This is a genomic window from Nostoc sp. UIC 10890 (assembly GCF_054786515.1).
Genome location: NZ_JBSGKF010000001.1, coordinates 2,527,064 through 2,552,700, shown reverse-complemented (window position 1 = coordinate 2,552,700; position 25,637 = coordinate 2,527,064). Strand labels below are relative to the sequence as shown.

Annotated in this window: 24 protein-coding genes and 1 tRNA gene; 15 read left to right on the top strand and 10 right to left on the bottom strand. The window is 43.2% G+C overall.

What is annotated here, in order from left to right:
• Positions 1–45 precede the first annotated feature (45 nt).
• Complete coding sequence (locus ACWATR_RS10020) at positions 46–708, top strand: LuxR C-terminal-related transcriptional regulator (protein ID WP_460331881.1); 663 nt, start codon at positions 46–48, stop codon at positions 706–708.
• Positions 709–830: 122 nt separating this feature from the next.
• Here ACWATR_RS10020 and ACWATR_RS10015 read toward each other — a convergent pair whose 3' ends face one another.
• Positions 831–2,543 (bottom strand): putative bifunctional diguanylate cyclase/phosphodiesterase, encoded by a 1,713-nt coding sequence (locus ACWATR_RS10015; RefSeq protein ID WP_460331879.1) that lies wholly within the window; start codon positions 2,541–2,543, stop codon positions 831–833.
• A 496-nt stretch (positions 2,544–3,039) separates the two neighbouring features.
• Entirely contained in the window at positions 3,040–3,729 is a 690-nt protein-coding gene (locus ACWATR_RS10010; protein ID WP_460331877.1) for a 5'-methylthioadenosine/S-adenosylhomocysteine nucleosidase family protein, read from the bottom strand.
• Positions 3,730–4,051: 322 nt separating this feature from the next.
• Here ACWATR_RS10010 and ACWATR_RS10005 point away from each other — a divergent pair, with 322 nt between their 5' ends.
• The 11 genes from ACWATR_RS10005 to ACWATR_RS09955 all read left to right on the top strand — a co-directional run bounded on the left by ACWATR_RS10005 (position 4,052) and on the right by ACWATR_RS09955 (position 14,971).
• Entirely contained in the window at positions 4,052–6,796 is a 2,745-nt protein-coding gene (locus tag ACWATR_RS10005; protein ID WP_460331875.1) for an efflux RND transporter permease subunit, read from the top strand.
• Entirely contained in the window at positions 6,796–7,821 is a 1,026-nt protein-coding gene (gene hpnA, locus ACWATR_RS10000) for a hopanoid-associated sugar epimerase (RefSeq protein ID WP_460331873.1), read from the top strand. The genes ACWATR_RS10005 and hpnA overlap by 1 nt, the downstream gene beginning before the upstream one ends.
• A gap of 70 nt (positions 7,822–7,891) precedes the next feature.
• Complete coding sequence (gene hpnH, locus ACWATR_RS09995; RefSeq protein WP_460331871.1) at positions 7,892–8,911, top strand: adenosyl-hopene transferase HpnH; 1,020 nt, start codon at positions 7,892–7,894, stop codon at positions 8,909–8,911.
• 26 nt (positions 8,912–8,937) lie between these two features.
• Positions 8,938–9,273: an alpha/beta fold hydrolase gene (locus ACWATR_RS09990; protein WP_460331869.1), complete on the top strand. Its 336-nt coding sequence runs from the start codon at positions 8,938–8,940 to the stop codon at positions 9,271–9,273.
• A 530-nt stretch (positions 9,274–9,803) separates the two neighbouring features.
• Entirely contained in the window at positions 9,804–10,325 is a 522-nt protein-coding gene (locus ACWATR_RS09985) for a phycocyanin subunit beta (protein ID WP_069068364.1), read from the top strand.
• A 93-nt stretch (positions 10,326–10,418) separates the two neighbouring features.
• Positions 10,419–10,910, top strand: a complete 492-nt coding sequence (gene cpcA, locus ACWATR_RS09980; protein ID WP_012411562.1) for a phycocyanin subunit alpha — start codon at positions 10,419–10,421, stop codon at positions 10,908–10,910.
• A gap of 162 nt (positions 10,911–11,072) precedes the next feature.
• Positions 11,073–11,885, top strand: coding sequence for a phycobilisome rod-core linker polypeptide (locus tag ACWATR_RS09975; protein ID WP_460331867.1), 813 nt, complete (start codon positions 11,073–11,075; stop codon positions 11,883–11,885).
• Between the two features lie 150 nt (positions 11,886–12,035).
• Complete coding sequence (locus ACWATR_RS09970; protein ID WP_460331865.1) at positions 12,036–12,905, top strand: phycobilisome rod-core linker polypeptide; 870 nt, start codon at positions 12,036–12,038, stop codon at positions 12,903–12,905.
• A gap of 67 nt (positions 12,906–12,972) precedes the next feature.
• Positions 12,973–13,230 (top strand): phycobilisome linker polypeptide, encoded by a 258-nt coding sequence (locus ACWATR_RS09965; protein ID WP_460331863.1) that lies wholly within the window; start codon positions 12,973–12,975, stop codon positions 13,228–13,230.
• Entirely contained in the window at positions 13,230–14,075 is an 846-nt protein-coding gene (locus ACWATR_RS09960) for a HEAT repeat domain-containing protein (RefSeq protein ID WP_460331861.1), read from the top strand. Before ACWATR_RS09965 ends, ACWATR_RS09960 begins: the two co-directional genes overlap by 1 nt.
• A gap of 170 nt (positions 14,076–14,245) precedes the next feature.
• Complete coding sequence (locus ACWATR_RS09955; protein ID WP_460331859.1) at positions 14,246–14,971, top strand: HEAT repeat domain-containing protein; 726 nt, start codon at positions 14,246–14,248, stop codon at positions 14,969–14,971.
• 254 nt (positions 14,972–15,225) lie between these two features.
• Here ACWATR_RS09955 and ACWATR_RS09950 read toward each other — a convergent pair whose 3' ends face one another.
• Both ACWATR_RS09950 and ACWATR_RS09945 read right to left on the bottom strand, forming a co-directional pair.
• On the bottom strand, positions 15,226–15,948 hold the full coding sequence (locus ACWATR_RS09950) for a nuclease-related domain-containing protein (protein WP_460340321.1): 723 nt from the start codon (positions 15,946–15,948) through the stop codon (positions 15,226–15,228).
• Positions 15,949–16,068: 120 nt separating this feature from the next.
• On the bottom strand, positions 16,069–16,719 hold the full coding sequence (locus ACWATR_RS09945; protein WP_460331857.1) for an HD domain-containing protein: 651 nt from the start codon (positions 16,717–16,719) through the stop codon (positions 16,069–16,071).
• 274 nt (positions 16,720–16,993) lie between these two features.
• On the opposite strand from ACWATR_RS09945, the gene pruA reads away from it, so the two are divergent.
• Entirely contained in the window at positions 16,994–19,966 is a 2,973-nt protein-coding gene (pruA, locus tag ACWATR_RS09940; RefSeq protein ID WP_460331855.1) for an L-glutamate gamma-semialdehyde dehydrogenase, read from the top strand.
• 434 nt (positions 19,967–20,400) lie between these two features.
• Positions 20,401–20,673, top strand: coding sequence for a hypothetical protein (locus ACWATR_RS09935; protein ID WP_460331853.1), 273 nt, complete (start codon positions 20,401–20,403; stop codon positions 20,671–20,673).
• A gap of 198 nt (positions 20,674–20,871) precedes the next feature.
• Here the strand turns inward: ACWATR_RS09935 and ACWATR_RS09930 are convergent, their stop codons facing one another.
• The 5 genes from ACWATR_RS09930 to ACWATR_RS09910 form a co-directional block, all read right to left on the bottom strand.
• Positions 20,872–21,081, bottom strand: a complete 210-nt coding sequence (locus tag ACWATR_RS09930) for a ribbon-helix-helix domain-containing protein (RefSeq protein WP_460331851.1) — start codon at positions 21,079–21,081, stop codon at positions 20,872–20,874.
• A 637-nt stretch (positions 21,082–21,718) separates the two neighbouring features.
• A tRNA-Pro gene (locus tag ACWATR_RS09925) sits at positions 21,719–21,792 on the bottom strand.
• Between the two features lie 50 nt (positions 21,793–21,842).
• Entirely contained in the window at positions 21,843–22,208 is a 366-nt protein-coding gene (locus ACWATR_RS09920) for a DUF1818 family protein (protein WP_460331849.1), read from the bottom strand.
• A gap of 28 nt (positions 22,209–22,236) precedes the next feature.
• A complete protein-coding gene (locus ACWATR_RS09915; protein WP_460331847.1) occupies positions 22,237–22,857 on the bottom strand; it encodes a hypothetical protein in 621 nt (206 codons plus the stop codon).
• A gap of 102 nt (positions 22,858–22,959) precedes the next feature.
• Positions 22,960–23,196, bottom strand: coding sequence for a DNA-directed RNA polymerase subunit omega (locus ACWATR_RS09910; RefSeq protein ID WP_069068377.1), 237 nt, complete (start codon positions 23,194–23,196; stop codon positions 22,960–22,962).
• 161 nt (positions 23,197–23,357) lie between these two features.
• On the opposite strand from ACWATR_RS09910, the gene ACWATR_RS09905 reads away from it, so the two are divergent.
• Positions 23,358–23,777: a fasciclin domain-containing protein gene (locus ACWATR_RS09905; RefSeq protein WP_460331844.1), complete on the top strand. Its 420-nt coding sequence runs from the start codon at positions 23,358–23,360 to the stop codon at positions 23,775–23,777.
• A 171-nt stretch (positions 23,778–23,948) separates the two neighbouring features.
• Here the strand turns inward: ACWATR_RS09905 and ACWATR_RS09900 are convergent, their stop codons facing one another.
• Positions 23,949–25,412: a glycoside hydrolase family 13 protein gene (locus ACWATR_RS09900; protein WP_460331842.1), complete on the bottom strand. Its 1,464-nt coding sequence runs from the start codon at positions 25,410–25,412 to the stop codon at positions 23,949–23,951.
• Between the last annotated feature and the right edge of the window lie 225 nt (positions 25,413–25,637).

Sequence of the window (25,637 nt, the reverse complement as noted above, 5' to 3'; positions counted from 1 at the left end):
TTGTTATACTGCGCCTAGACCTCGAAAGGGTACAATTTGCCAATCATGATTGCATTACAAACTCTATTTCATGCAATTGCTCAAGCTAAAGATGAACAGACATTGCGATCGCACATATCCGCAGAAGTGAGTGAGTATTTTTCCGCTACACGATGTGGGCTGTTCTTCTTTGCCCAAATTTCTCAAATTGATAGTAGTATTCAAAAAACACTGCAAATTGCATTATCACCGCAATACAATCCAGTTGCACGCTACTTGCTAGAACGCCATGCCCCTGTTCATGAAGCTTTGGTAGTAGAACCTAAGACATGGAAGTTGATTTGTCCTCGTGCTGATCACAGGCACGTCATGGCAGGGCCAATTGTCAATAATGGTAAGTTAGTGGGCGTGGTAGGTTTGACCCGTGAGCAAGGAATGCCTGCATTTGATTCACAAAATCTCACGGATTTAAGTGCGCTTTGTCTGCACATTTCTACTTGGGTGGCAATGGCGAGATTGCAACAACCATTATTACAGACAGAGCTTTTAACACCTCGTGAAATGCAAATTGCTTCCTTAGTGGCTCAAGGACAAACCAATGCAGAAATTAGTGCTGAACTTTGGATTACTGAAAACTCTGTCAAGCAAGCCTTAAAAAGGATGTTTCGTAAGCTTGAGGTTTCATCTCGTACTCACATGGTTGCCAAGCTTTCCACCGTTTCAAAATAAATGACCTTTTATTCGCTTCATTAATCCCGAATATCTCTCCTCATTTCCCCCTGATAACCATTTATTATCAAAATTAAACTGAAACGCTATCAGGGGGGAGATTTTCTAGCTTAAGCATTCACTTATGCTGCAATTGTCTCCATCTGCTGAGAACTTTTCTGCAACATCTGGACAATTATATCAGCGGGAACAGGACAACTGAAGTAGTAACCCTGACCTTCATGACATCCCTGCATTTTTAGGTAGTCAAGCTGTTCTTGAGTTTCCACACCCTCTGCCGTGATTTTCAACCGGAGGCTCTTTGCGAGGGCAATAATGGCATCAGTGACGGCGGCGCTATCAGGATTGGACATGACATCTTGTACAAATGACTGATCAATCTTCAGCATATTCACGGGAAAGCGCTTCAAGTAGTTGAGGGAAGAATAACCAGTGCCGAAATCATCTAGAGCCAACCATATACCTAGTTCTCGTAATTCTTTTAAAGTTTTAACCGATCGCTCCATGTCAGCCATCAAGAAGCTTTCTGTCACTTCCAGTTCCAGGCAAGATGCTGAGAGTCCAGTCTCCTGAAGAACTTGGCTGACGATCTCAACTAGATTCGGTTGTTCAAACTGTCGAGCTGACAGATTTACAGATATCCGAATTGGGGTAAATCCAGCAAGTTGCCAAGCACGGTTTTGGGCACAAGCAGTTCGCAAAACCCATTCATCAATTGGCACTATCAAACCATTGGCTTCTGCGATCGGAATAAACTTTGCAGGAGAAATCAAACCTAATGTAGGATGCTGCCAGCGAACCAATGCTTCCATCGCTGTAATTTGTCTGCTGTGTAAATCAATCAGAGGTTGATAATAAACCAGCATTTCATTACGCTCAAGCGCTCCATATAATTCATTTTCTAAACTCAGTCGCTCCTGTAACTGAGCATTAATTTCCGGCGAATAGAATTGGTACTGGCTACGCCCTTGCTGTTTCGCCTGGTACAGTGCCATGTGAGCCTGTTGCAAGAGTTGATCTACGCTATTACGATCATTTAATCCATTGATTGTAATGCCGATGCTGGCGGTGATATGAATCAAGTTACCCTCTAGAGAAAAAGGTTTACTCATGGTACTTAATATCATCTGAGATAGCTTAATCACACTTTCAAAAGAAACAATTTCTATGCGGGCAATGGCAAATTCATCTCCACTTAAATGGGCAAGAATATCTGTTTTCGCCACACAGTTTGATAATCTCTGGGCAACTGTTCTTAATAACAAATTTGTTGTCTGAGGTTCCAATCCATGACTCATCCCAGTGAAATCATCAATACTCAGCAAAAAGACAGCGACAAGGCGCTGGTTGTTTTCAGGTTGAGATAGAGTTTGATAGAGGCGATCGCGAAATAAATCACGATTGGGTAATCCAGTTAGATCGTCATAATTACTGATGTAGTGAATTAATTCATCTAATTTGTGAAGAGTTTGTGAGGTATCCGTCATCAATGTACCCGCTTCATCAGCAAATTCTGTAGGCAATTCAGGTAGGGTTTTGGTGTTCAGATAGTTTTGCAATGCAGCAGATGTCAAAATAACCGGTTTAAGAAGGTGGTGTATTGCGTAGAGGGTGGCAGCAGTACCTGCTAATGTCGCCAAGAGAGCAACAATCATAACTCGCACTGCCATCTCTAAGGAGTAAGAGTTTGAGATAACGAAACTGAAAAGTAAGGTCAAAAGTGGTACGTGAGTGCCCAAAAATGCCACCAACATGATTTTAGCGGTGTAACTTTTCTTGAGCCATCCAAAATTAGCTAGGAACGAGTACAGGTAGAGGTTGTGATTGAGCTTCATAAATTCTGTTTGATAGTTGGTAAATTAGTTCCGAGCTATGCTGACAAGAGAGGATTTTTGATTCATATTCCAGTGGAATTAGCTCTCATGGAACCCAACCCTGATAAGGTCATATATTATGTTTCCCAATATCGCTTTTTACTTAATATGTATAACGATAAAGTTTCTGTAAAACTTATTCTAAAAGCGATTTCACAATCAATACCGAAATTATATTGATTGTTACGCTATTAATATTTATTAGTTTGTCTTAATGTGATATGCCAGCCCTAAATCATTCGTGAAAATAAGAATAAGATATAAGATCCCCGACTTATTTGAGAAGTCGGGGATCTGAAGCTCTCGATTTTCGCAACTAATTTAGGATCGCTATATAGCAATCTTGAATCATTCGTGAGAAACAAGATTACCTATTTCTATAAGAAGTCGGTAATCTGCGGATTGCAACCTTATCTGATTGGTGAAAAATAATTTTTTATAACAAAGACGCAACAGATTATTTATAGCTATAGCCTGAAAAGAGCAGATTTGTAACTTGCTTTAACACCTTTAATGCTGTTAATGAACCTCGAATCAGCCGAGCAGCAGCAACGGGTTGTTGAAGCATTCCCATCGCTAAAGGAAAAGGGTTTAGGGAGCCATCAGAATTAATTGCTGGTGTGAGATCGGGGATATTATGCTGACAATCATCGCTAACTACTCGCAGTATTGCTACGGATATCCCAGCGGCATTGAAAAACTCTAGGGCAGTAAATCCTTCCATATCAACAACATCAGCCGCTAAAGTCTCACCCAAATGGCGTTTTTCGGCAGCAGACCAAATCACGCGATCGCTTGTCAGTGACTTGACTAAAAATACTTTATCTGATAATGAGGAGTGCAATTGTGCTGTAAAAGTGCGATCGCATTCTTGCAGTTTCCCCTGATAAATACAATTTTGATACAGCACAATATCACCAACTGTGTGGCGATCGCTCAGGCTGCCGCATATACCCATAATCAGTACTCTGGATTTTGGAGCTATCAACTGGGATTGTTGCAAATATTTGAGCAAAGGCTTCATCCCAACAGGTATGGCTACTACTGTTGGGATGGAGCCAGTAACGCCGCTTAATCCGCGACACACAGCTTTATATTCTGCTCCTTGAGGCACCAGAATTGTGTTGATAAGTGGAAAATTAGACATTAGCGCTCTTGAGAGTCTGAATTCTGACTTCTGATTTCTTCTTCATCTTTGAAGTTCAATTAAATATTGGTTCATTGAAAGCAACGGGAAACTCCATCCCCAGGTGTCTGTAGAGGGATAGTCGCCCCGTCGCTTGGGGCATTGGTATGTTCTTTCCCATGCCCCATATCCAAAAACTCCATCCCGCAAGTGGCGTGGAGTTTTTCATATTTGAGTGACAATAAGTAATATTACCGTTTGGTGATGATCAAAACTCGCAAACCAAAGCCGATTGCTGTAGCATGACTAAATAATTGTGTCACCCACACGATAATTTTCCAAGATGGTAAAGCTTCGTAACTCAAAATCCGCACGAGAACTCTTCAATATCTCCAAATTGGCGATTCAATTTTCGTGGCTGACGGTGAGTTTTTGGATTGCCGTAACGGTAGCTGGTATTCTGGCTTTCAGTTCTCTCAAGTATGCTTTGTTTCCAGATATTACCTTTCCAGTGGTGGTTGTAAATGCTACAGCCCCCCTGGCAACTGCCCTGGATACAGAGGCGAAGCTCACCCAACCCATAGAAGAACGCCTCCGCTCCCTAGAAGGACTGGAGAATATCCGCTCATCTACTTATCCTAGTCAAACCGCCGTTGCCCTCTCTTTTGCCGTTGGAACGAATTTAGAAACATCAACTAAAGAAGTTGAAACTGCCCTCAAGCAGTTGACTCTACCTCAAGGAGCAACTTCCAAAATTATTCCCCTGAATCTAAACGAGTCAGCCGCCATTAGCTATGCCATTGAGAGTCCCACGCGGAATCTTACAGATTTGACGAAGTTAGCGCAAAATGAAATTGTCAGTGCGATCGCTAAACTACCAGGAGTCCTGAAAGTTTCACTACTAGGTGGTGCTACTACAACTCCTCCCCTACCTCCATCGAATGCAAGTGCAGCAGCTATTCCTCAAAGCGGCGCAACATTAGTCAGGTTTAATGGCCAAGATGCACTGGCATTTCAGGTAATCAAACGCGGTAGCGCTAACACCTTAGAAGTAGTGAGTTTAGTTGAAAAAGAAGTTCAAAGGCTACGCTCTACCCTCAAGGATGTTAACCTCACTTTAGCTGCCACCCAAGCAGAATATATCCGCCAAGCCACCCAGTCAACAATCGATGCGCTGATGGAAGCCGTTGTTTTGTCTATAGTGGTAATTTTTCCGTTTTTATGGAATTGGCGGGCAACTCTCATCTCTGCCTTGGCGATTCCGACATCTTTGTTGGCGACGTTTATCGTCATGGCAATTTTTGGCTTCAACCTAGAAACGATTACGTTACTGGCTTTGGCCTTAGTTATTGGCAGTGTAATTGATGATGCGATCATTGATGTCGAAAACATCATGCGGCACATTGATGAAGGGGAAACTCCCCGCCAAGCCGCTTTTTCGGCTACAGATGAAATTGGCTTAACAGTCATCGCCACCACTGCTACAGCAGTAGCGGTTTTTTTGCCCATTGGTTTGATGGGAGGAGTCATCGGACAGTTCTTCAAGCCATTTGGAATCACAGTTTCAGCAGCCATGATTGCTTCGACATTGGTTGCCCGTACATTGTCACCAGCCTTAGCTACTTATTGGTTAAAACCTGCTAATTCAAATCCACAACGCCGCCAGGAAGGAAACATCTGGGCGAATTTTACCCGATTTTATAGAAACTTACTCCACTGGTCTTTAAACCACCGCAAGACAGTTGTCGCATTAGCCATACTTAGTTTTATTGCAGGTATGGCACTGAGTCTACTAATTCCCAAAGGATTTATTCCGAAATTAGATCGCGGCGAGTTCAATATTACTTACACCGCCCCCTTGCCGAGTATTCCTGGTAGAGCAGAGGGACAGGAGGGCAGAGGGGCAGGGGAGCAGGGGAGCAGGGGAATTCCCAATCCCCAATCCCCAATCCCCAATCCCCCATTCCCCATCCCCAACCCCTTAAACGATTCCCTAGAGGTTGCCAAAAAACTAGAAGATGTAGTGAGAAAATCTCCAGTAGTGGAAACAGTCTTTACTACTGTTGGTTCTCGTGAAGGTGAGCCAAATAAAGGTACGCTTTATGTGAAGCTCAAAGAAGACCGCAACCTCAAGACTGCGGAAGTACAAGACCAATTACGCTCGTCTTTGCCTAATCTCCCTGGTGTGAGTACCAGTGTGGAAGATATTCAATTTGTTGACACTGGTGGACAAAAACCTTTACAGGCGTCACTACGAGGCGATAACCTCCAAAGCCTCAGCAAAGCTGCCCAGGCAATTAAAGAGCGCATCGAGAAACTACCGGGATTTGCTGATGTCACTGTAACAAGTGAAACCAATTCACAGGGTAAAGTCTTTCAAATTGAGCGGCTAAACAATCAAAGGGTCGCCTATATAAGTGCCAATTTGGGTAGAGATTTGTCTTTAGGTAGTGCCACAGACCAATTGGTAGCGGAAGCCAAAGCACTTTTACCTGCTGGTGTAACTTTAGACTTGGGAGGAGATTCTGCCCGCCAAGGTGAAGTATTTGCTAGTTTTGGCACTACTTTGGTATTATCAGCACTCTGTATTGTTGTGGTGCTGATTTTGCTGTTTAAAAGCTGGATAGACCCAGTAGTTATTGGTGTTTCTTTACCCTTATCAATTGTCGGTGCCATGCTGGCCTTACTCTTTACCAAGAGTGACTTTGGCATGATCTCGCTGATTGGTTTTGTCTTTTTGTTGGGACTAGCAAACAAAAATGCCATCTTACTGGTAGATTACATCAACCAACTCCGTAAATCTGGCTTAGACCGCACAGAGGCGATCCTCAGAGCAGGGCCAGTGCGCCTCAGACCAATTATGATGACCACAGCCTCCACCCTCTTAGGAATGCTACCGATCGCATTGGGTTTTGGTGCTGGTTCGGAATTGCGATCGCCAATGGCTGTAGCGATCGCTGGTGGACTCGTAACTTCAACTATCCTCAGTTTAATTGTCGTGCCAGTCGTCTACAGCATTTTGGATGATTGGTTTCCCCGATTTCAGAAGCAGGGGAGCAGGAGAGCAGGGGAGCAGGGGGGAAGTTGATGCAAGTCTTTGTCACGGGGGGTACGGGTTTTATTGGCGCTCACTTGGTACGGTTGCTTTTGCAACAGGGATATGCAGTGAAAGCGCTGGTACGCTCAAGCAGCAATTTGGAGAATCTACGCGGTTTGGATGTGGAAATTGTCAAAGGCGATTTGAATGATCCAAATCTCTGGCAACAAATCAGAGGTTGTAAATACCTATTTCATGTGGCAGCCCATTATTCTCTGTGGCAAACAGACCGAGAGTTACTCCACCGTCATAATGTCCTGGGTACGCGCAATATTTTGGCAGCCGCTCGCAAAGCTAACATCGAGCGCACCGTCTACACCAGTTCAGTGGCAGCAATTGGGGTAGGATCATCAGGGGAGGTTGTAGATGAAACACATCAGAGTCCCTTAGAAAAGTTGGTGGGTGACTACAAAAAGTCTAAGTTTCTGGCTGAACAAGAAGCCATGCAAGCCGTTGCTACAGGTCAGGAGGTAGTTATAGTCAATCCCAGCAGCCCTATTGGCTCGTTGGATATCAAGCCTACCCCGACGGGTGATATAATCCTGCGATTTTTGCGGCGACAAATGCCCTTTTACTTAGATACTGGTCTAAATTTTATCGATGTGCAAGATGTGGCATGGGGGCATTTACTGGCTTTGCAGCGGGGTAAATCAGGTGATCGCTATATCTTAGGTCATCAAAACCTCAGTCTAAAGCAACTACTCGAACAACTCGCCGATATCACAGGTCTGAGCGCACCTCAACGAACCGTACCCGCTTGGTTGCCCCTTAGCGTTGCCTGGGTTGATGAAAAGATTCTCGCACCCCTGGGAAAATTGCCCTCAGTGCCATTGGATGGCGTGCGGATGGCGAAACAACCTATGTATTACGATGCTGCAAAGGCTGTCCGAGAGTTGGGTCTACCCCAATCTTCGCTGAATGGGGCACTCAAAAATGCTGTAGATTGGTTTGTTGCTCAGGGGTATGTCAACCCCTCTGGGAAATTCAAAATTCAAAATTCAAAATTCACGCATTGAAGACCCCACAGATAAATCTTGGGGTTGAGAAAGTGGTGCATTTATCTTTAAAAGAGGAGCGATCGCAACAATGGCAGTTAATCTACAACAAGCTATGGATATCGGGAAGTATCTTGTTACGCAGCGTTTGAAAGGACGTAAACGCTTCCCCTTAGTATTGATGTTGGAACCTCTTTTTCGGTGTAATCTAGCTTGTACGGGTTGTGGGAAAATCCAACATCCAAAGGAAATTTTAAAGCAAAATCTCACCCCAGAACAGTGCTTTGCCGCAGTGGAAGAGTGCGGCGCACCGGTTGTCTCAATTCCTGGGGGAGAACCTCTGCTACATCCCCAGATTGATGAGATTGTTCAGGGATTAATTGAACGCAAGAAATATATTTACTTGTGTACCAATGGTTTGCTCTTAGAAAAGAGTCTAGATAAGTTTCAACCTTCCCCTTACCTAACTTTTAGTGTGCATTTAGATGGAATGCGGGAGTTGCACGATCACTGCGTCGATCGCCAAGGTGTTTTTGATATTGCTGTCAAAGCCATTCGCGCCGCTAAAGCTAAAGGCTTTCGTGTTACAACTAACACCACTATATTTGAGGGGACTAAACCCCAAGATATGCAAGAGTTCTTTAACTTTCTGGAAACACTAAATACTGACGGGATGATGATTTCTCCCGGCTATAGTTACGAGTGGGCACCAGATCAAGATCATTTTCTCCACCGTGAACAAACCCGCGCCCTTTTTCGAGAAATTCTGGCTCCATACAAAAGTGGTGAAAAAAACTGGAACTTCAATCACAATCCGCTGTTCCTAGATTTTCTCACTGGTGAGAAGGACTACGAATGTACGCCTTGGGGTAGCCCTAGTTATAGCGTTCTCGGTTGGCAAAAACCTTGCTATCTGCTGAACGAAGGTTATTACTCTACCTTCAAGGAATTACTGGCACAAACTGACTGGAGTCAATACGGCCAGAAGAGTGGTAATCCCAAGTGTGCTGATTGTATGGTTCACTGCGGCTACGAACCCACCGCCGCAATGGATGCAATGCAACCACAAAATATGGCGCGTGCCCTTGGCAGTGTGTTTGGCAGAAATTAGTAGGTATTAAATAGTACATACTAAGGGTGCGATGCCTGCCTGCTCACGATACGTATAATCGACTTTCTCGGATGCATCTTCCCGTTTATATCTGCGGTGGTCGTTACGATGGTATGTCTTCTCCTGCTAATCTTGAGAAAATGTATAAAAAAATACCAAATTCGTATTTAGAGTTCTTTAAGGGTGGTCATCGCTTTCTTTACCAAGATACCCAAGCATTTAAGCGAATCATAGCGCAATACAGTTCAGATAAGACCACAACAGTTGTAGAGACGGCGATTTATCGCGTCTTGAAAACCCACAATTTTGTACTATTAGCCCTTAACCCAAGCGTATTGAATCATAGCCTTCCTGCAAGATAAATTCGATTAGGTAATTGTACGATCGCATTGTTGACTCTGGCGATGAATCTGGGAGACACCAAATTTTTAATTTGGTGGGGGTCTTAAAGCCAAGACCCGTCTGGTCGCGGCAGAAAGCAGAAGAATACTGCCTATTTCATTAGCTTTTTAGCTTTTTTAAAACTGGAGAGTGATTTTTGTCATGCGGTACTAACGTCTCATAAACTAAAGAGACAAAGTGTTAACTTATGTAAATGAAATTAACAAACATAACAATAATTTGTAATAAATTATGATGCGGCAGCATTGTATAAAGAGAACTTGGAAGTGAAAAACAACATCTTAATCAGGTTTTCCAGTCGTTCGCAGAAGTTTGAAGTTTTCTAACAAAAGTTTTAATCTGAAAGCCTGGAGATCGTAAACTTATTCCTTGGATGTCTGTTTTAAACCTTTCGTAACTCGTCAGGCAGTGCTGACATCGGAAAATAAACTGAACCATTCAGTTTTGAGTCCAATTATTCTTAACCGAGCAAATTAGGAGATTTAACGCAATGGTTTTAGATGCATTTGCAAAAGTAGTTTCCCAAGCTGATACACGTGGGGAATATCTCTCCGATGCACAATTGGATGCATTGAGCGAACTAGTCAAAGATGGTAACAAGCGTGCAGATGCTGTTAACCGTATTACCAGCAATGCGTCAGCTCTTGTTGCTGCTGCGGCTCGTGATTTGTGGGCAGAACAACCCCAATTGATCACTCCCGGTGGTAATGCTTACACCAGCCGTCGTGCAGCTGCTTGTATCAGAGACTTGGACATCATTCTTCGCTATATCACCTACGCTATCTTTGCTGGCGATTCCAGCGTGCTAGATGACCGCGCCCTCAATGGCTTGCGCGAAACCTACTTAGCATTGGGAACCCCAGGAGCTTCAGTTGCTGTTGGTATTCAAAAGCTGAAAGCAGCTTCTTTGGCAATTGTTAACGATACAAACAACATCACCAGAGGCGATTGCAGTGCTTTGGCATCTGAAATAGCTAGCTATTTTGATCGTGCTGCTGCTGCTGTTGCTTAAGCAAAGCTTGCATTGCTGAATGTTGACTAAATAATTGTCCATAGGACAAAACAAAATTTCAACCATAACGTTTGTAAAAGGGAAATACCAAAAATGACAAAAACACCTCTAACTGAAGCAATTGCATCAGCAGATTCTCAAGGTCGCTACCTCAGCAGCACCGAAATTCAAGTTGCTTTTGGTCGCTTCCGCCAAGCACCAGCTAGCTTACAAGCAGCAAAAGCATTGAGCGCTAATGCTCAACGTTTGACCGAAGGTGCTGCTCAAGCAGTGTATAACAAATTCCCTTATACCACTCAGCAACAAGGCCCCAACTTCGCATCTGATGCACGCGGCAAAGGCAAATGTGTTCGTGATGTTGGCTACTACTTGCGGATTATCACATACGCATTAGTTGTTGGTGGCACAGGTCCCTTGGATGATTTCTTGATTTCTGGCTTGGCTGAAATCAACCGGACTTTTGACCTGTCTCCTAGCTGGTACATTGAAGCTCTCAAGTACATCAAAGCTAACCACGGTCTAAGCGGCGACCCAGCTGTTGAAGCCAATTCCTACATCGACTATGTAATCAATACTCTAAGCTAGAGTGTTTCTTTAGCCCGGAGAGGAAATCAGCTCTTATGACAAGTAAGTTCTATGAGTTGTTTACTTCTCCGGGCAGTTTTATTTTCAAAAGACTGTTAAAAGACTAGAAAAAAATTTTCTAAAAAGTTTTCAGTTTTACAGTTAAAACTGAGGAGGTTAAGGATGGCGGCTTTGGGACAAGCAGCAAGATTAGGGATTGGAGCATTTGAAAACTCAGCACTGGTAGAACTACGTCCCGATAGAACAGAAGCGGATGTGGCAGTGGTTATCCGGGCGGCTTACCGTCAGGTTTTGGGTAATGCATATCTACTAGAAGGAGAACGTCTAGAGAGTGCAGAATCACTGTTGCAGCAAGGTGCAATCTCCGTCCGGGGATTTGTGCAAGCTATTGCTCAATCGGAACTCTATCGGGATAAGTTTTTCCACTCCAATTCCCAAACTCGGTTTATCGAGTTGAATTATAAGCATTTATTGGGGCGTGCCCCGGAAGATGAGTCAGAGATTTCGTACCATGTTAAGCTTTACAACTCAGAAGGTTATGAAGCTGAGATTAATTCCTACATTGACTCATTAGAATATCAAGAAAGTTTTGGCGAGAACATTGTCCCCTACTATCGAGGCTTTAAAAGTCAAGTAGGACTGAAAAACGTTGGATTTGGCCGACTGTTCCAACTCTATCGGGGTTATGCCAATAGCGATCGCGCTCAAGGGCAAAAACAAGGACGGCTAACCTGGGAAGTGGCTAAGAATCTAGCTTCACCCATTTATCCAGTCTCCGCCGGAGCCTTAACAGGACTCTCTACAGGTGGTCGTGGAGAAACATACCGCATCAGAGTGCTACAAGCAGCTTCCCCGAACTCAACAGTAGTGCGGCGCGGTACTGCGGAATTGATCGTACCCTACGAGCAACTGTCTAGTAAATTGCAACAGTTGAATCGCAAGGGCAGTAAGGTTATTAGCATTACAGCCGTATAAATAGAGATTGGGGACTGGGGACTGGAGACTGGGAACTAGGAATTGGGGACAAGGAGGACGAAGGGGATAACCAATACCCAATACCCAATACCCAACGCCCGATCCCTAATCCCCAGTCCCCAACTATTAATTACAAAAGGAAAATTACCAATGGCTATTACAACAGCAGCTTCCCGTCTGGGAACAGAACCTTTTAGTGACCAGTCTCCTGTGGAATTGCGTCCTAATGCAACCAAAGAAGACATTGAGAGAGTAATTGCTGCGGTCTATCGTCAGGTGTTGGGCAACAACTACATATTGACATCTGATCGCCTCACAAGTGCTGAATCTATCCTGCGCGATGGTAAAAGCACAGTACAAGAGTTTGTACGTCAAGTAGCTAAATCAGAACTGTACAAATCCAGGTTTTTCTACGACAACTTCCAAACTCGCGTCATCGAACTGAACTATAAACATTTGTTGGGTCGTGCCCCTTATGATGAGTCTGAAGTGGTTTATCACTTGGACTTGTACCAAAACAAGGGATATGAAGCCGACATTGATTCTTATATTGATTCACCAGAGTATCAATCTAGTTTTGGTGAAAATATAGTCCCTTACTATCGCGGTTTTCAAACCCAAACAGGACAGAAAACTGTAGGATTTAGCCGGATATTCCAACTTTATCGCGGCTATGCCAGTAGCGATACCTCCCAACTTAAAGGGAAATCTTCTCGCCTTGCTAGCGAACTAGGTCGCAATAGTGCATCCATCGTTGTTCCCCCATCTGGTGGCCCCTCTGGCTTTTCATACGTTGCTTCTGAAAAAGGCGTTACCCCCAACAGTACTTTTGGTGGTGCGGGAACTTTTGGCAAAGAAGGCAGACTCTACCGCATTGAAGTAGCAGGCGTTTTTGGTGCCGGATATCCTAGCACACGCCGCGTTAATCAAGCGGTGATCATACCTTATGAAGAACTATCAAGTTACTTCCAGAGAGTGGTAAAACAAGGTGGTAAAATAGCGAGTGTGAAACCACTTTAGTATCATTTGTCAATAGTCATTAATAATGACTATTGAAAACTTAAAATTTAAAATTTGGAAGTGATTTATGGTTGGACAAATTGGTAGTAGAACTAGTAGTCGTTACTTTCGATATGAAGTAGTGGGTCTGCGCCAAAGCGAAGAAACCGAAAAAACTAATTATCCCATTCGTTCTAGTGCCACTGTGTTTTTCACAGTACCAGAGAACCGAATGAATCAAGAAATGCAGCGGATTACTCGCTTGGGTGGGAAAATAGTCAGCATTCAGCCATTAAATGCTGAAGCTAAAACAGATAGCGAACAAAGCGATCATCCTTCTTCATAATGAATTCCAGTCCGCAGAAATTTGAAGATTTGTCACCGACAGGTAACTTCGGTGATGGTGAATCTTTAACAGTAGAGCAGGCGATCGCTAATCTTGAGAGTGCAGATTTAGGTCTGCGCTTTTATGCTGCCTGGTGGTTGGGTAGGTTTCGGATATGTGAAGCAGCTGCGGTGACAAAATTGATCGCAGCTTTAGAGGATGAAGCTGATCGGACACCAGAAGGCGGATATCCTCTGCGACGGAATGCAGCTAGAGCTTTAGGAAAACTAGGCGATCGCCAGGCAGTCTCACCTTTAATTGCGTGTTTAGACTGCTCAGATTTTTATGTGCGGGAAGCAGCGGCACAATCTTTAGAAATGCTGGGCGATCCGGTTTGCATTCCCCCCCTGATTAAGCTATTAAAAGTAGGCTTGCAGGGAGAGCAGCTGATATCAAAGCAGCCTGATTTATCTCAACCCTATGAGGCCATTTTAGAAGCCTTGGGAACCTTGAAGGCAACTGAGTCTACCCCTTTGGTAAAGGTATTCTTAGAGCATCCAATTGAATTGGTGCAATATGCTGCTGCGAGAGCTATGTATCAATTAACCCAAGAACCAGTTTATGGAGAACGGTTAGTAAAAGCTTTGGCGGGTGAAAGATTGCAATTGCGCCGAGCAGTGTTAGCAGACTTGGGAGCAATTGGATATCTACCCGCAGCAGATGCGATCGCACAGACTCTTGCCGAAAATAGCCTGAAGCTCATTTCTCTTAAAGGATTACTAGAACATCAAGTTAATCACACAGCAGCAAGCACTTTGTCAGCGGGTGCAATCAAAGTGATTAATTTAATGGACTCGCTGTTGTAGTCCTAAGTTCTAAGTAATGAGTTTTCATTAATACGTTTAAATCAAATGTTTAATACACATAAACCTCCAACCCAACTGCAAAATCAGGGCTAGGGGGTTTATGTATGATGTCAACTACGGAGAAGTTCAGCTACAATTGGCTGACCACTAATGACTCATGAAAAATTATTATGAATAACAATGACCTAGCCCAAATATTGATTCGTGCTGTGGAAGAAGCAGACTCTTCGGATCGCTTATTAGACGCAGTTCAGGAGTTAGCAGCAGCTCGTATAGAGGAATCTGTTCCTACTTTGATTGCAGCTTTGGGCTACAACAATCCAGGGGCGGCGGTGGCGGCGGTAGATGGGCTGATTGCGATCGGGGAAGCCGCAGTACCGTCACTATTGGAACTGATTGATGACTACAACTACAGTGCTAGAGCTTGGGCTATTCGTGCCTTAGCGGGAATTGGCGATGTCCGGGCGCTGGATACCTTGTTTGAGGCAGCAAAAAACGATTTTTCCTTAAGTGTGCGGCGAGCTGCTGCTAGGGGATTAGGCACTTTGCGCTGGCATCAACTACCGCCTGAGAAACTAGAATCTGTTCAGACTCAGGTATTAGAGGCGCTATTACTAATTTCTCAAGATCCAGAGTGGGTAGTGCGCTATGCAGCAGTGACAAGTTTAGAAACACTAGCCATTGCCACAGCAGTCACTTTACCCGATCAAGCATCGCAGATTACAAATCAACTTCAGCAAATGCTCAATACTGATGCCGATCTGGGAGTTCGCACCCGTGTAAAGTTTGCACAGGAAAAAATTCAGCAGCAACAGCAGCAAGAAGTTTTTGCACCGAAAAGAAAGCTACAAGAGACTGAAGTTGAAGTGCCTCATCGTGGCGGTGGCAGACGTTAACTAAAGGATTTCCAACAAATTTATAAGTGATACCAGAGGGAGAAGGCAGCGACTATTGGTATATTGCCTATACATCAATGGCCAAGCCTTCTGCCTAACCCAATACTTCTCGGTTAATTACTTTTAACTCGGAATCTGGTTTGGGGAAAAGGTTAAAGGTTAAGGGGTAAAGGTTTTTTCTTTTCCCTTTCCCATTCCCCTTTCCCCCAAAACCCGACAAGTATTGCTGCCTAACCCTCGCGCACTTCATAAACTCAAATTATAGGATTCTGGCGCTTAACAGGTTTGGGCTTAGGAATCGGTTTAGTGTTTGTAAGAAGTATCAAGTTTTCAACAGCTTGGGCAATTGCCTGCACTTGCATTGGAGTTAAACAATCAGGAGAACTATTTATCATCTGTAGCAGTGTAGGGATACCTTGTAAAACTGGAACTGAGCAATCATTTGCTCCTATCCATGTAGCAATTGGGAAGACTACTGGAGCCGCAACAAACCCATTAGGAAGGTTAGGCATTAATGAAGTAATCCACTGACTAAACATTTTTTGATGGTAAATACTTTGAGAAGTCGGACTATTTTCAACTGCTATCCAATTGTTACCCTCACGCCGTTTCCATTTATCTTTGTAAGCGCTAAATGAACCTTTCCAGGTTTTGACCTCTACTAAAAAAACACCACTTTCACCGATAATTAAATGGTCTATTTCCGTTAGAGAGCCTGAGTTAGTAGGGATTAAAGCATTATTAAATATCACCCATGTATCGGGGAAAGATTGCAAAAGTAGTGATACTCCCCATTCCCCCATATTGCCTTTGAATTTATTTTTTGCTTGCTTCAATTCAAACATGAATGAACCCAACCCACCTAAAAAGCCATCACCTAATCTTTCATGAATTTCTTGGTGTTTGGTTGATTTTTTGGTGTCGATTTTTTGTTGGAATACTGCCCTAAGTGAGGGTGATTGTTGAAGAGTTCTCATCAAAATTGTAGTAATGTTTGTCAGTAACCGCCATTTTTAGAATTCCCAGAATTGGAGGGAAATCGCTCTCCCCTAATTCACATAGAAAAAATTTCATGCTACTAACTAACATTGATAAAGCTAACGAGATAACAAAGATTGAATTTCTCCCTGGATATTGCCACGGGCAGATGGTTCGGCGAACTCTAACATTAAAGGCGTAAAATAAATACGCGATCGCTTTAAAAATCGTTCTAAAACCTGCTGACGACCTGTGATATACTCTGCCTCTGACACCCAGCTATATTCCTGGCGAATGGCATGGGTGTATTCTCCATACTCCACTTGGTTAGTAGCCAAAATCGCTAAATCTGCATCAAGTAAAACTTGGCTATCACAATCATCTACCGCAGCTTGGTGATCTTTAGTGTTCAGAATAAGACGGGTGACAGTAGCTATGGTACTTTCTGGAATACCTAAATTACTCAGCAATTCCAAAGCATAGTCTGCACTTCGTTCTTCATTATCTTGAGCTTCAGTGTCATATACTACATCGTGGAACCAGGCAGCTAGTTGAACAGCAGCTAGGTTGTTGGTGTAGCCTTGTAAAATCTGAATTGTGCTGAGGACATGATCAATGTGTTTGAGTGTATGGTAGTAGCGACCAGGGGTAGAGTAAGCTGCAACCAAAGAATTAAAGGCTTTATCAGCTGCTACCTGGTCAACGCCAAAGGGTTGGAGTGTGTATTGCCAGTTAGAAAATAAAGTATGCGTAAGGTTTTCTGTAGGCATAAATGTAGTATTCACACTCTTAGTATGACTTAGCTAATCTTTTGTGTTGCAACATCTGTCAATCAAGTTAGAAATAGATCAACAAAAGGATAACACTTGTTATTCAATTGGGCATGGGGCATTGGGCATTGGGAATTGGTTATTAATTCTTCTTCCTCACTCCCTCATCCCCCTACTCCCCACTAAATATGGTGACAGCTAAATGAAAGCGTCAAAATAGAAGACACAGGCTTTGTACAAAAAGCCTTGCCTTGATTAACGGAGTTTACTATCAGTGGTATTACAAGTACAAACAAGCACCTACGAAGCTAAAACCCAAGAAATTGCTAAACAACTTCTCGCAGCAACTCAGGAAAATCGTTCGTTTTTTTCTTCCCTGCGGGATCAAATGCGCTGGGATGATAAATTACTAGCTTGGGCGATGAGTAATCCTGGATTGCGGGTGCAACTATTTCGCTTTATAGATACGCTACCTGCTTTGCACAGTAAATCAGAAATTGCCTCACATTTACAAGAATATTTAGGAGATGAATCTGTAGAATTACCGGCAGCTTTGAAGGGAATGCTAAACTTTGCTAATCCCGACTCGATGCCAGGACAAGTTGCTGCTACAACTGTTGGTACAGCCGTTGAGACTCTTGCTCATAAATATATTTCTGGGGAAAATATTAAACAAGTCATCAAAACAGTTGAACGACTGCGAAAAGAGAAAATGGCTTTCACCATCGACTTACTTGGTGAAGCCGTAATTACCGAAGCCGAAGCGCAGTCTTATCTAGAACGCTATCTAGAATTAATGCAACAATTGGTGGAAGCATCGAAGAATTGGACAGCTATTCCATCTATTGATGAGGCTGATGGCGAATCCATACCAAAAGTTCAGGTTTCTGTTAAATTAACGGCGTTTTATTCCCAATTTGATCCTCTGGATGCTAAAGGTAGTGAGGAGCGAGTTAGCGATCGCATTCGGATTCTCTTACGTCGTGCTAAAGAGTTGGGCGCAGCTGTGCATTTTGATATGGAACAGTATGCCTATAAAGACATAACTCTCAGCATCCTGAAAAAACTCTTACTAGAAGAAGAGTTTCGGCAACGCACAGATATCGGAATAACCATCCAAGCATATCTGCGTGATAGTGAACAAGATACCAAAGACCTAATTTCTTGGTTGAAAGAACGTGGTTATCCCCTGACAATCCGTTTGGTAAAAGGCGCATATTGGGATCAAGAAACCATCAAAGCAGCACAGAAGCATTGGCCACAGCCAGTTTACAACGATAAAGCGGCAACTGATGCTAACTTTGAAATTATCACTCAGCTGTTGTTAGAAAATCATCAATATGTGTATTCTGCCATTGGTAGCCATAATGTGCGATCGCACTCTCGTGCCATTGCCATCGCTGAAAGTTTAAATGTCCCCCGCCGTCGTTTTGAATTGCAAGTCCTCTACGGTATGGGTGATAAAGTCGCCAAGGCGTTGGTTGACAGGGGTTATCGAGTCAGAGTTTACTGTCCCTACGGTGAATTATTACCTGGAATGGCGTATTTAATTCGCCGATTGTTGGAAAATACCGCTAATAGTTCTTTTTTACGGCAGAATCTCGAAAATCGACCAATTGAGGAATTATTAGCAACGCCAATTGTCAAAGAGGAGAAGAAATCTTTAACTCCTAACTCTCATTTCCTCGGTGCTGCTGATACCGATTACGCAGAGGAAGAGGTGAGAACAAAGGCGGCGAAAGCTTTCCAAAGCGTTCGTCAACAGTTGGGTAAAACTTATTTGCCGCTAATTAATGGCGAATATGTTAATACACCGGAATTTGTTGATTCTCTCAATCCTTCTAATTTCAGTGAAGTAATCGGTAAAGTTGGGTTGATTAGCGTTGAACAGGCAGAACAGGCGATGCAAGCTGCGAAAGCGGCGTTTCCTGGATGGAGGAAAACACCAGCTAAACAACGCGCTGATATTTTGCGGAAAGCGGGTGATTTGATGGAACTCCGCCGCGCCGAACTTTCAGCTTGGATAGTTTTGGAAGTTGGGAAACCAGTTAAGGAAGCTGATGGAGAGGTTTCGGAAGCGATAGATTTCTGTCGGTACTATGCTGATGAGATTGAACGGCTAGATAAAGGTGTGAATTATGACATCCCTGGTGAAACTAATCGTTATATTTACCAACCTAGGGGGGTTGCTGTAGTAATTTCTCCCTGGAATTTCCCGCTAGCGATCGCTTGTGGTATGACTGTTGCAGCTTTGGTTTCCGGGAATTGTACTCTCCTTAAACCTGCGGAAACATCTTCTGTAATTACAGCAAAACTCACAGAAATCTTAATCGAGGCTGGCTTTCCCAAAGGTGTATTTCAATACGTACCTGGCAAAGGTTCGCAAGTCGGCGCTTATTTGGTAAATCATCCAGATACTCATGTAATTGCTTTTACAGGTTCCCAGGAAGTAGGCTGTAGAATCTACGCAGAAGCGGCAACTTTGAAACCCGGACAGAAGCACATGAAACGGGTGATTGCTGAAATGGGTGGCAAGAATGCCATCATTGTCGATGAAAGTGCTGATTTAGACCAAGCTGTTGTGGGAGTAGTACAGTCAGCATTTGGTTACAGTGGACAAAAATGTTCTGCTGCCTCCAGGGTGATTGTGCTGCAACCAATTTATGATGCCTTTGTGCAGCGATTGGTGGAAGCGACAAAATCCTTGAATATTGGGGAAGCAGAGTTACCTAGTACCCAAGTTGGCCCAGTGATTGATGCTAATGCCCGCGATCGCATCCGCGAGTATATTGAGAAGGGTAAGGCAGAAGCACAACTAGCCTTGGAGTTGTCAGCACCCGAACAAGGATATTTTATCGGGCCTGTCATCTTTAGCGAAGTATCGCCAAATGCGGTAATTTCCCAACAAGAAATTTTTGGCCCTGTGCTGGCGGTAATTCGGGTGAAAGATTTCCAGGAAGCGTTAGCAGTCGCCAACGGTACAAACTACGCCTTGACTGGCGGACTTTATTCTAGAACACCTTCCCACATTGAGCAGGCGCAGACAGAATTTGAAGTCGGTAATTTGTACATCAACCGCAATATTACCGGAGCGATCGTTGGGCGGCAACCCTTTGGTGGATTCAAACTTTCTGGAGTAGGTTCTAAAGCAGGTGGCCCTGATTACCTCCTGCAATTTTTGGAACCACGGGCGGTGACAGAAAATATTCAGCGCCAAGGTTTTGCACCAATTGAAGGTGCAGATTAAACTACAAGAGTAGGTAGGGTATATGCCCTACCTATTTGATAAAAATTGCTCCAACTTGCATTAATGCAATGACAAATATATTGGCAGAATTCGTGTGAGTATTCCTCTCGATATAGTCATATATGAATATGCTTTACCGCTCGAATCTCAGCAATTAGATGCTTGGAAATAGATTTGCCTAAATGTTTTAATATTATTAAAGAATCTAAGTCTATTAGAGAATGTTTGAAAAGTGGTTAGCTGTGATTTCAGGCACTTATTGATCCCTCTGATAAATCTTTCACAAGGGGGAAAGAAATCAAATTTAAGGGGAATTTAGGGATATATAGAAGTTTTACTACTGACGAGATGACTTTTAAAACATCCTCTGACAAATAAACCACACGGTAATTTTTGTAGATTAATAACCTTTAGCTAAGTGGCAATTTTCAATAATGGAAAATACATTAGTTGATAAAACCTTCCGTGACAGCAATGGCAAAATTGTTTTGGCACAGATGCCAAATTTACCGCTTATTGTTTGGATAGTATCTAGTTTACTAGCTCTAATTTTTACAAGTGGCAAAATTAATATAGTATTAGACGTACTGGCAAATGGCTCCTTGTTTACTTGGGCGTGGCTGGAATTATTTCAAGGCGTTAATTATTTTCGGAGAGCGCTAGGTCTTGCCGTATTTATTGGTATTATCGTATCAAAAATTCAGTAGTTATAACCGACTCAAATTATATATAGAAATTCGATTTGATTCCTGAACTTACTTGCGTAGGAACAGGAATCCCTAACTATATTACAAACCAAGATGGATTATTGAATGCCAGATTGGAACAGACAACTCGATTTGGTCATAATTTTGCCAATATTTTGCGTAATCAAAAAAAGGGTCGTCCAGCACATTCATCTTGACTTATTTTTGAAGCCTAGCTAATTCTGAAACTTCAGAATATGGCGACTTTTCAGATACTTCCGCATTCTTAACCTCTAAAGAACGCAGCAATTCCCGAATCACATCAGTAGCGGGTCTTCCTGTTTTTGCACAGTATTCTTCTAGTTTCTGCGCTTCTGTTGACGTGAGATTTACTGTCAGTCGTTTGACAGCCCATTTTTTATTGACCATTTATTTTTACTATTGCTATATTGCTCCTCGTAGAGAAAATTATACCTTTGTTTCTAAGTCTATCCTAATGTGGGTTTTAGCCTATTTAGAGGGCATCAATCTGGATTCCCAGATAATTGACGAAACTTCGACCTTCAACTATTGTTTGTAGTTTCTACACTGTTTTTTCTAGCCGTTTCCACGTTATTTGCTATTGTTACTCGATTACACAAATCGTGGTGACAACCTCTCTCTCCAGATGTTATTCCAGAAGCCCAGCGGTGAAAGCAGGATTTTAGAGATCGTTTGCAGACATGGGTACGCCCCACAGAATCTTACAACTACGTCGAGTTCAGGTAAATACAAAAGCGATCGCACCACTAATCTTACTCGAACGCCTGCTTTATCTGCGATGCTTTTCCAGTACTAGTTTATGCCAAAGGAGCATGTTAAGCGTGCTAGCGTATGAGTAAGTTAAGATTATCGCGATCGCTTTTGTTGGAGTGGCTAAAAAAAAGTAACCTATAAGGTAAATGAAGGATGTTATATTTTGTGTAGCAAGTAATTGGTATGGTTAGATCAAGTTTTTCAGGTAAAAAGCCATGAAAAAGCCCGCCAGTTCTTTTAAAAAAGACTAGCAGGTATGGCTTATCATCAATCGGAGCGGCGGGATTCGAACCCACGACCTCCACTACCCCAAAGTGGCGCGCTACCAAGCTGCGCTACGCCCCGGTCAGAATTACTATCATATAGCAAAACTCTCGGATAATCAAGAGGTAAATTTAAAAAACCTTCAGCATCCCAGTAGCTTGCAGTAAATCTGGAACAGCAGAAGCATCCCATTTACCCTCTACACATCGTCCTGTATTCAAGATGAAGCGCAAACTGTAAGCATGAGAGTAGCCTTCCACCTCCATCCATAATAAATCGCTTTCGGCTTCACAAGCAATTTTTTCTTCTTCCATTAATTCAGTTGCGAGTTGCTTCATGGTGTCTGCTAGCTGGGCTAATAGACGGCAAAAATCATTCAACTCGGCTTCGCTTAACTCAATTGCCCAATCATCTGTACCGACTAAACCTTTAAATTCAAATGCATCAGGGTTCCAGCCAATACGCCAACCAAATCCGCTTTTGACAACGCGTTCCATAAAAAGTTAGGAATTAATAACTCTCTCGTTATCTTAGTAAGTCGGCACCTCCACCTTGGGATGGCTGTGGGGTAGTTGATCTACTAGGACTCGGTGCGATATTGGGGCTAGGAGATAGGGTATTTTGGGCAGTAGGATTAAATATATTCACTAATACTTGTATTAGAGCATCTCGCTGGCTGCGAGTGAGACTTGTGATGGTTTTGCGATCGCCTTCTAGAGGATTTTCCCGCAGTGAATCATTCCCTGGATAGCTAGCATCATACATAATTTCGTTTGCACCCAGGTAATCAGCTAAAGTCAGCTTCCAGTCGAAACGATAAATTGGGGCCCGCCCTTTGGTATAAATATGATATCTAATCAGGCGATTTACCAGGGTGTTGTTTTCGGCAACGTTCCCATTTTCTTTGCTGATATACTTATTTTCCCGTGGGAAATCTGGCAATTGCTGATATACCACCTGCCCAACATCACTAGGAGTGATTCTCTGCGCGTATGCAGGTTGGATACTAAATAAATTTCTATGTATTGATTTGCCCGTTCCTGAACCCAAAAAAATTACACCTACTACCATTAAGGCAAACAGTAGTGAATGCAAAGTTCCAAGTTTTGAGAGTATTGATCTAGGTAGAAGTTTTTTCTTTTTCATAAAACGATATTTTGAAATGAGAGTGCTATCACACTGCATTTTCACTCAGCACTGGCTCAACCCTAGCTATCCGCTAACAGCACTCTCAACTCAGAACTATTTTTATAGTTCGCCGATAATTTCTGGCTGAGTCAACTCATCGGACATTTCAATAATTGCCCTTAGCACTGGCTTCATCATCGCATCTTCGTTACTTTCAAAGTCTTCATAACGCCGACGTTTAGCACGATTTGCCACCTGAACCGTAATGCGGTAGCGATTTGAGGCTGCACTAATCAGATCCTCAGAACGGTGCATAATCTGAGATTGAGTTGTCTCGAACTTAGAACGCTTTAGCATAATCAGTGGTTTTTGGGGTTATTCTCCAGTGTAGCAGTACTGATAAATCTACTGCTGTGTGTTTAATTGCTAGCAACCTCTCTCTTGATAGAGGTTGAGAGTGTTTTAGTCACTATAAATTACTTATAAATAATATTACCTGACTAAAGTCACACATCCTTATGGCTGACCTTGTGGAAACTGCTGTTAACGCGGGAAACTTCAATACCCTGGTGAAGGCTGCTAAAGCTGCAAATCTCATAGAAATTTTGAAAAGTCCTGGTTCTTTCACACTATTTGCACCAACTGACGAAGCCTTTGCCAAGCTGCCAAAGGGAACTTTAGAGTCGCTACTACAAGATATCCCCAAGCTAAAGAAAATTGTGGCGTATCATATCGCTAGTGGGGATGTTCGGTCTGATGACTTGGTACAGATTAATGAGGCAGAGACACTTGAGGGATCAATTGTAGCCATTGAATCTGCCGACGGTAAATTTAAGGTGAATAACGCCAATGTCCTCAAAACAGATATTCTGACAGACAATGGCGTGATCCATATTATTGATGCGGTGTTGATGCCTGCAATGGTAGCAGGGAAGTAAGGGCATTGGGCATTGATTATTATCCTCATCCCAATACGGTTCGGTTAAGGTTTTTTGATGAAAATTCTAGATCCAAAGACGCGATAAATCGCCGTCTCTACAAGGATCAATTTTTCGTCTTGACGGCGATTTATCGCGTCTCTTGCCTGAACCGAACCGTATTTCCCTTCATCACCCCACTCTCAGGATGCACCCACTACGTGCAGGAACAGTCAACGATAACTGCTGAGTTTCTCCTTCACTATTCCACTCAACTTCAGCAGTGCCATATAACAGTTTGTTGGGTTGAGTATGCAAACTGGCGATATCTGCATTTGCTGTTGCCGAACTTGTGCCAGCGTTGACGGCAATTATCAATTCCTCTGTTCCCAAAGTTCGCGCAAAGATATAAAGTTGTCCTTGAGCATGAAGGACTTGGTAATCACCTGTACGCAAAGCTGGGTAAGCGTGGCGGAGGGTAATTAATTGACGGTGAGTATTAAAAATTTCTTGATTCCAGTTACTCTCTAAAGGAAAGCCACGCCGGGAGTCGGGATCTATGCCACCAGGTAAACCAACTTCATCACCATAGTAAATACTGGGGGCACCGGGAAAGGTGAGTAGCAGTAGAGTTGACAATTCCACACTGGCTATATCATCGCCTGCAATGGTCATCAATCGGGCTGTATCGTGACTAGCGAGTAAATTGAGTTGAGTTAGCTGAATTTCCCAAGGGTAAAGTTGCAGTACTTCCTGAATTTTGGTGGCGTACTCGGCGGCAAATAAGGGTGGATAGGGTTGATAGTCACGGCTTTGGACTTGTTCTAAGACTACGCGATCGCCAGCCGCAAAGGCAATTGTTGGCCCAGTAAATAGATAATTCATCACCCCGTCAAATTGTGTCCCATCCAACCACTGGCGGGAATCTCCCCACACTTCGCCCACAATGTAAGCTTCGGGATTGATGGCTTTAGTGCGATCGCGAAATTCCTGCCAAAAACCAGGAGTTTTTATTTCAAATGGTACATCTAACCGCCAACCGTCGATGCCGAATTTAATCCAATATTCGGCAATCTCCATAATGTATTCCCGCACTTCTGGATTGTCGTGGTTAAATTCTGGTAAAGCACGATTTCCAGCCCAACCCCCGTAATTGGCAGGTAAATCACCAGTGTACGGTGCTAAAGGCCAGCCTTCAATTTTGAACCAATTTACCCAAGGGGAATGGGGCCCATTCTCTAAAACGTCATGGAAAAAGAAAAACCCCCGGCTGGAATGGTTAAACACCCCATCCAGAACGACTTTGATATTCCGTTGATGGGCTGCATCGAGCAATTCTTTAAAAGCTTCGTTGCCCCCTAACATCGGGTCAACTTGGTAATAATCGTGGGTATGATAGCGATGATTGCTGGCGGATTGAAAAATGGGTGTGAAGTAAATCGCGTTAACCCCCAAATCCTGGATGTAGTCTAAACCCTCCATGATCCCCCATAAATCGCCGCCTTTATAACCCTGGAGGGTTGGCATAGCGTCCCAATCTTCCCAACGGGCTTCGTGCAACAGCCGTTTGCGTGGCTTTTTGCTTCTGGCAAAGCGATCTGGGAAGATTTGGTAGAAAACAGCGTGCTTCACCCAGTCTGGTGTTTGAATTTGCATGAATAACTTTTTGTACGTTCAGAAGCGATCGTTGCAAATATTAGCTTCTTTATGGCTCTTACTTATGATAGAGAATCTGTAATCTGTAATTTGTCATTTGTCATTTGTCATTTGTCATTAAAAAAACAATTGACATACTGCACCTCCCATGCACCATTCCCCATTCCCCCTTCCCCTTTTTATTTTCTTCACTTTGTCCGTAATGATTTAGGCAGACCTTGGATT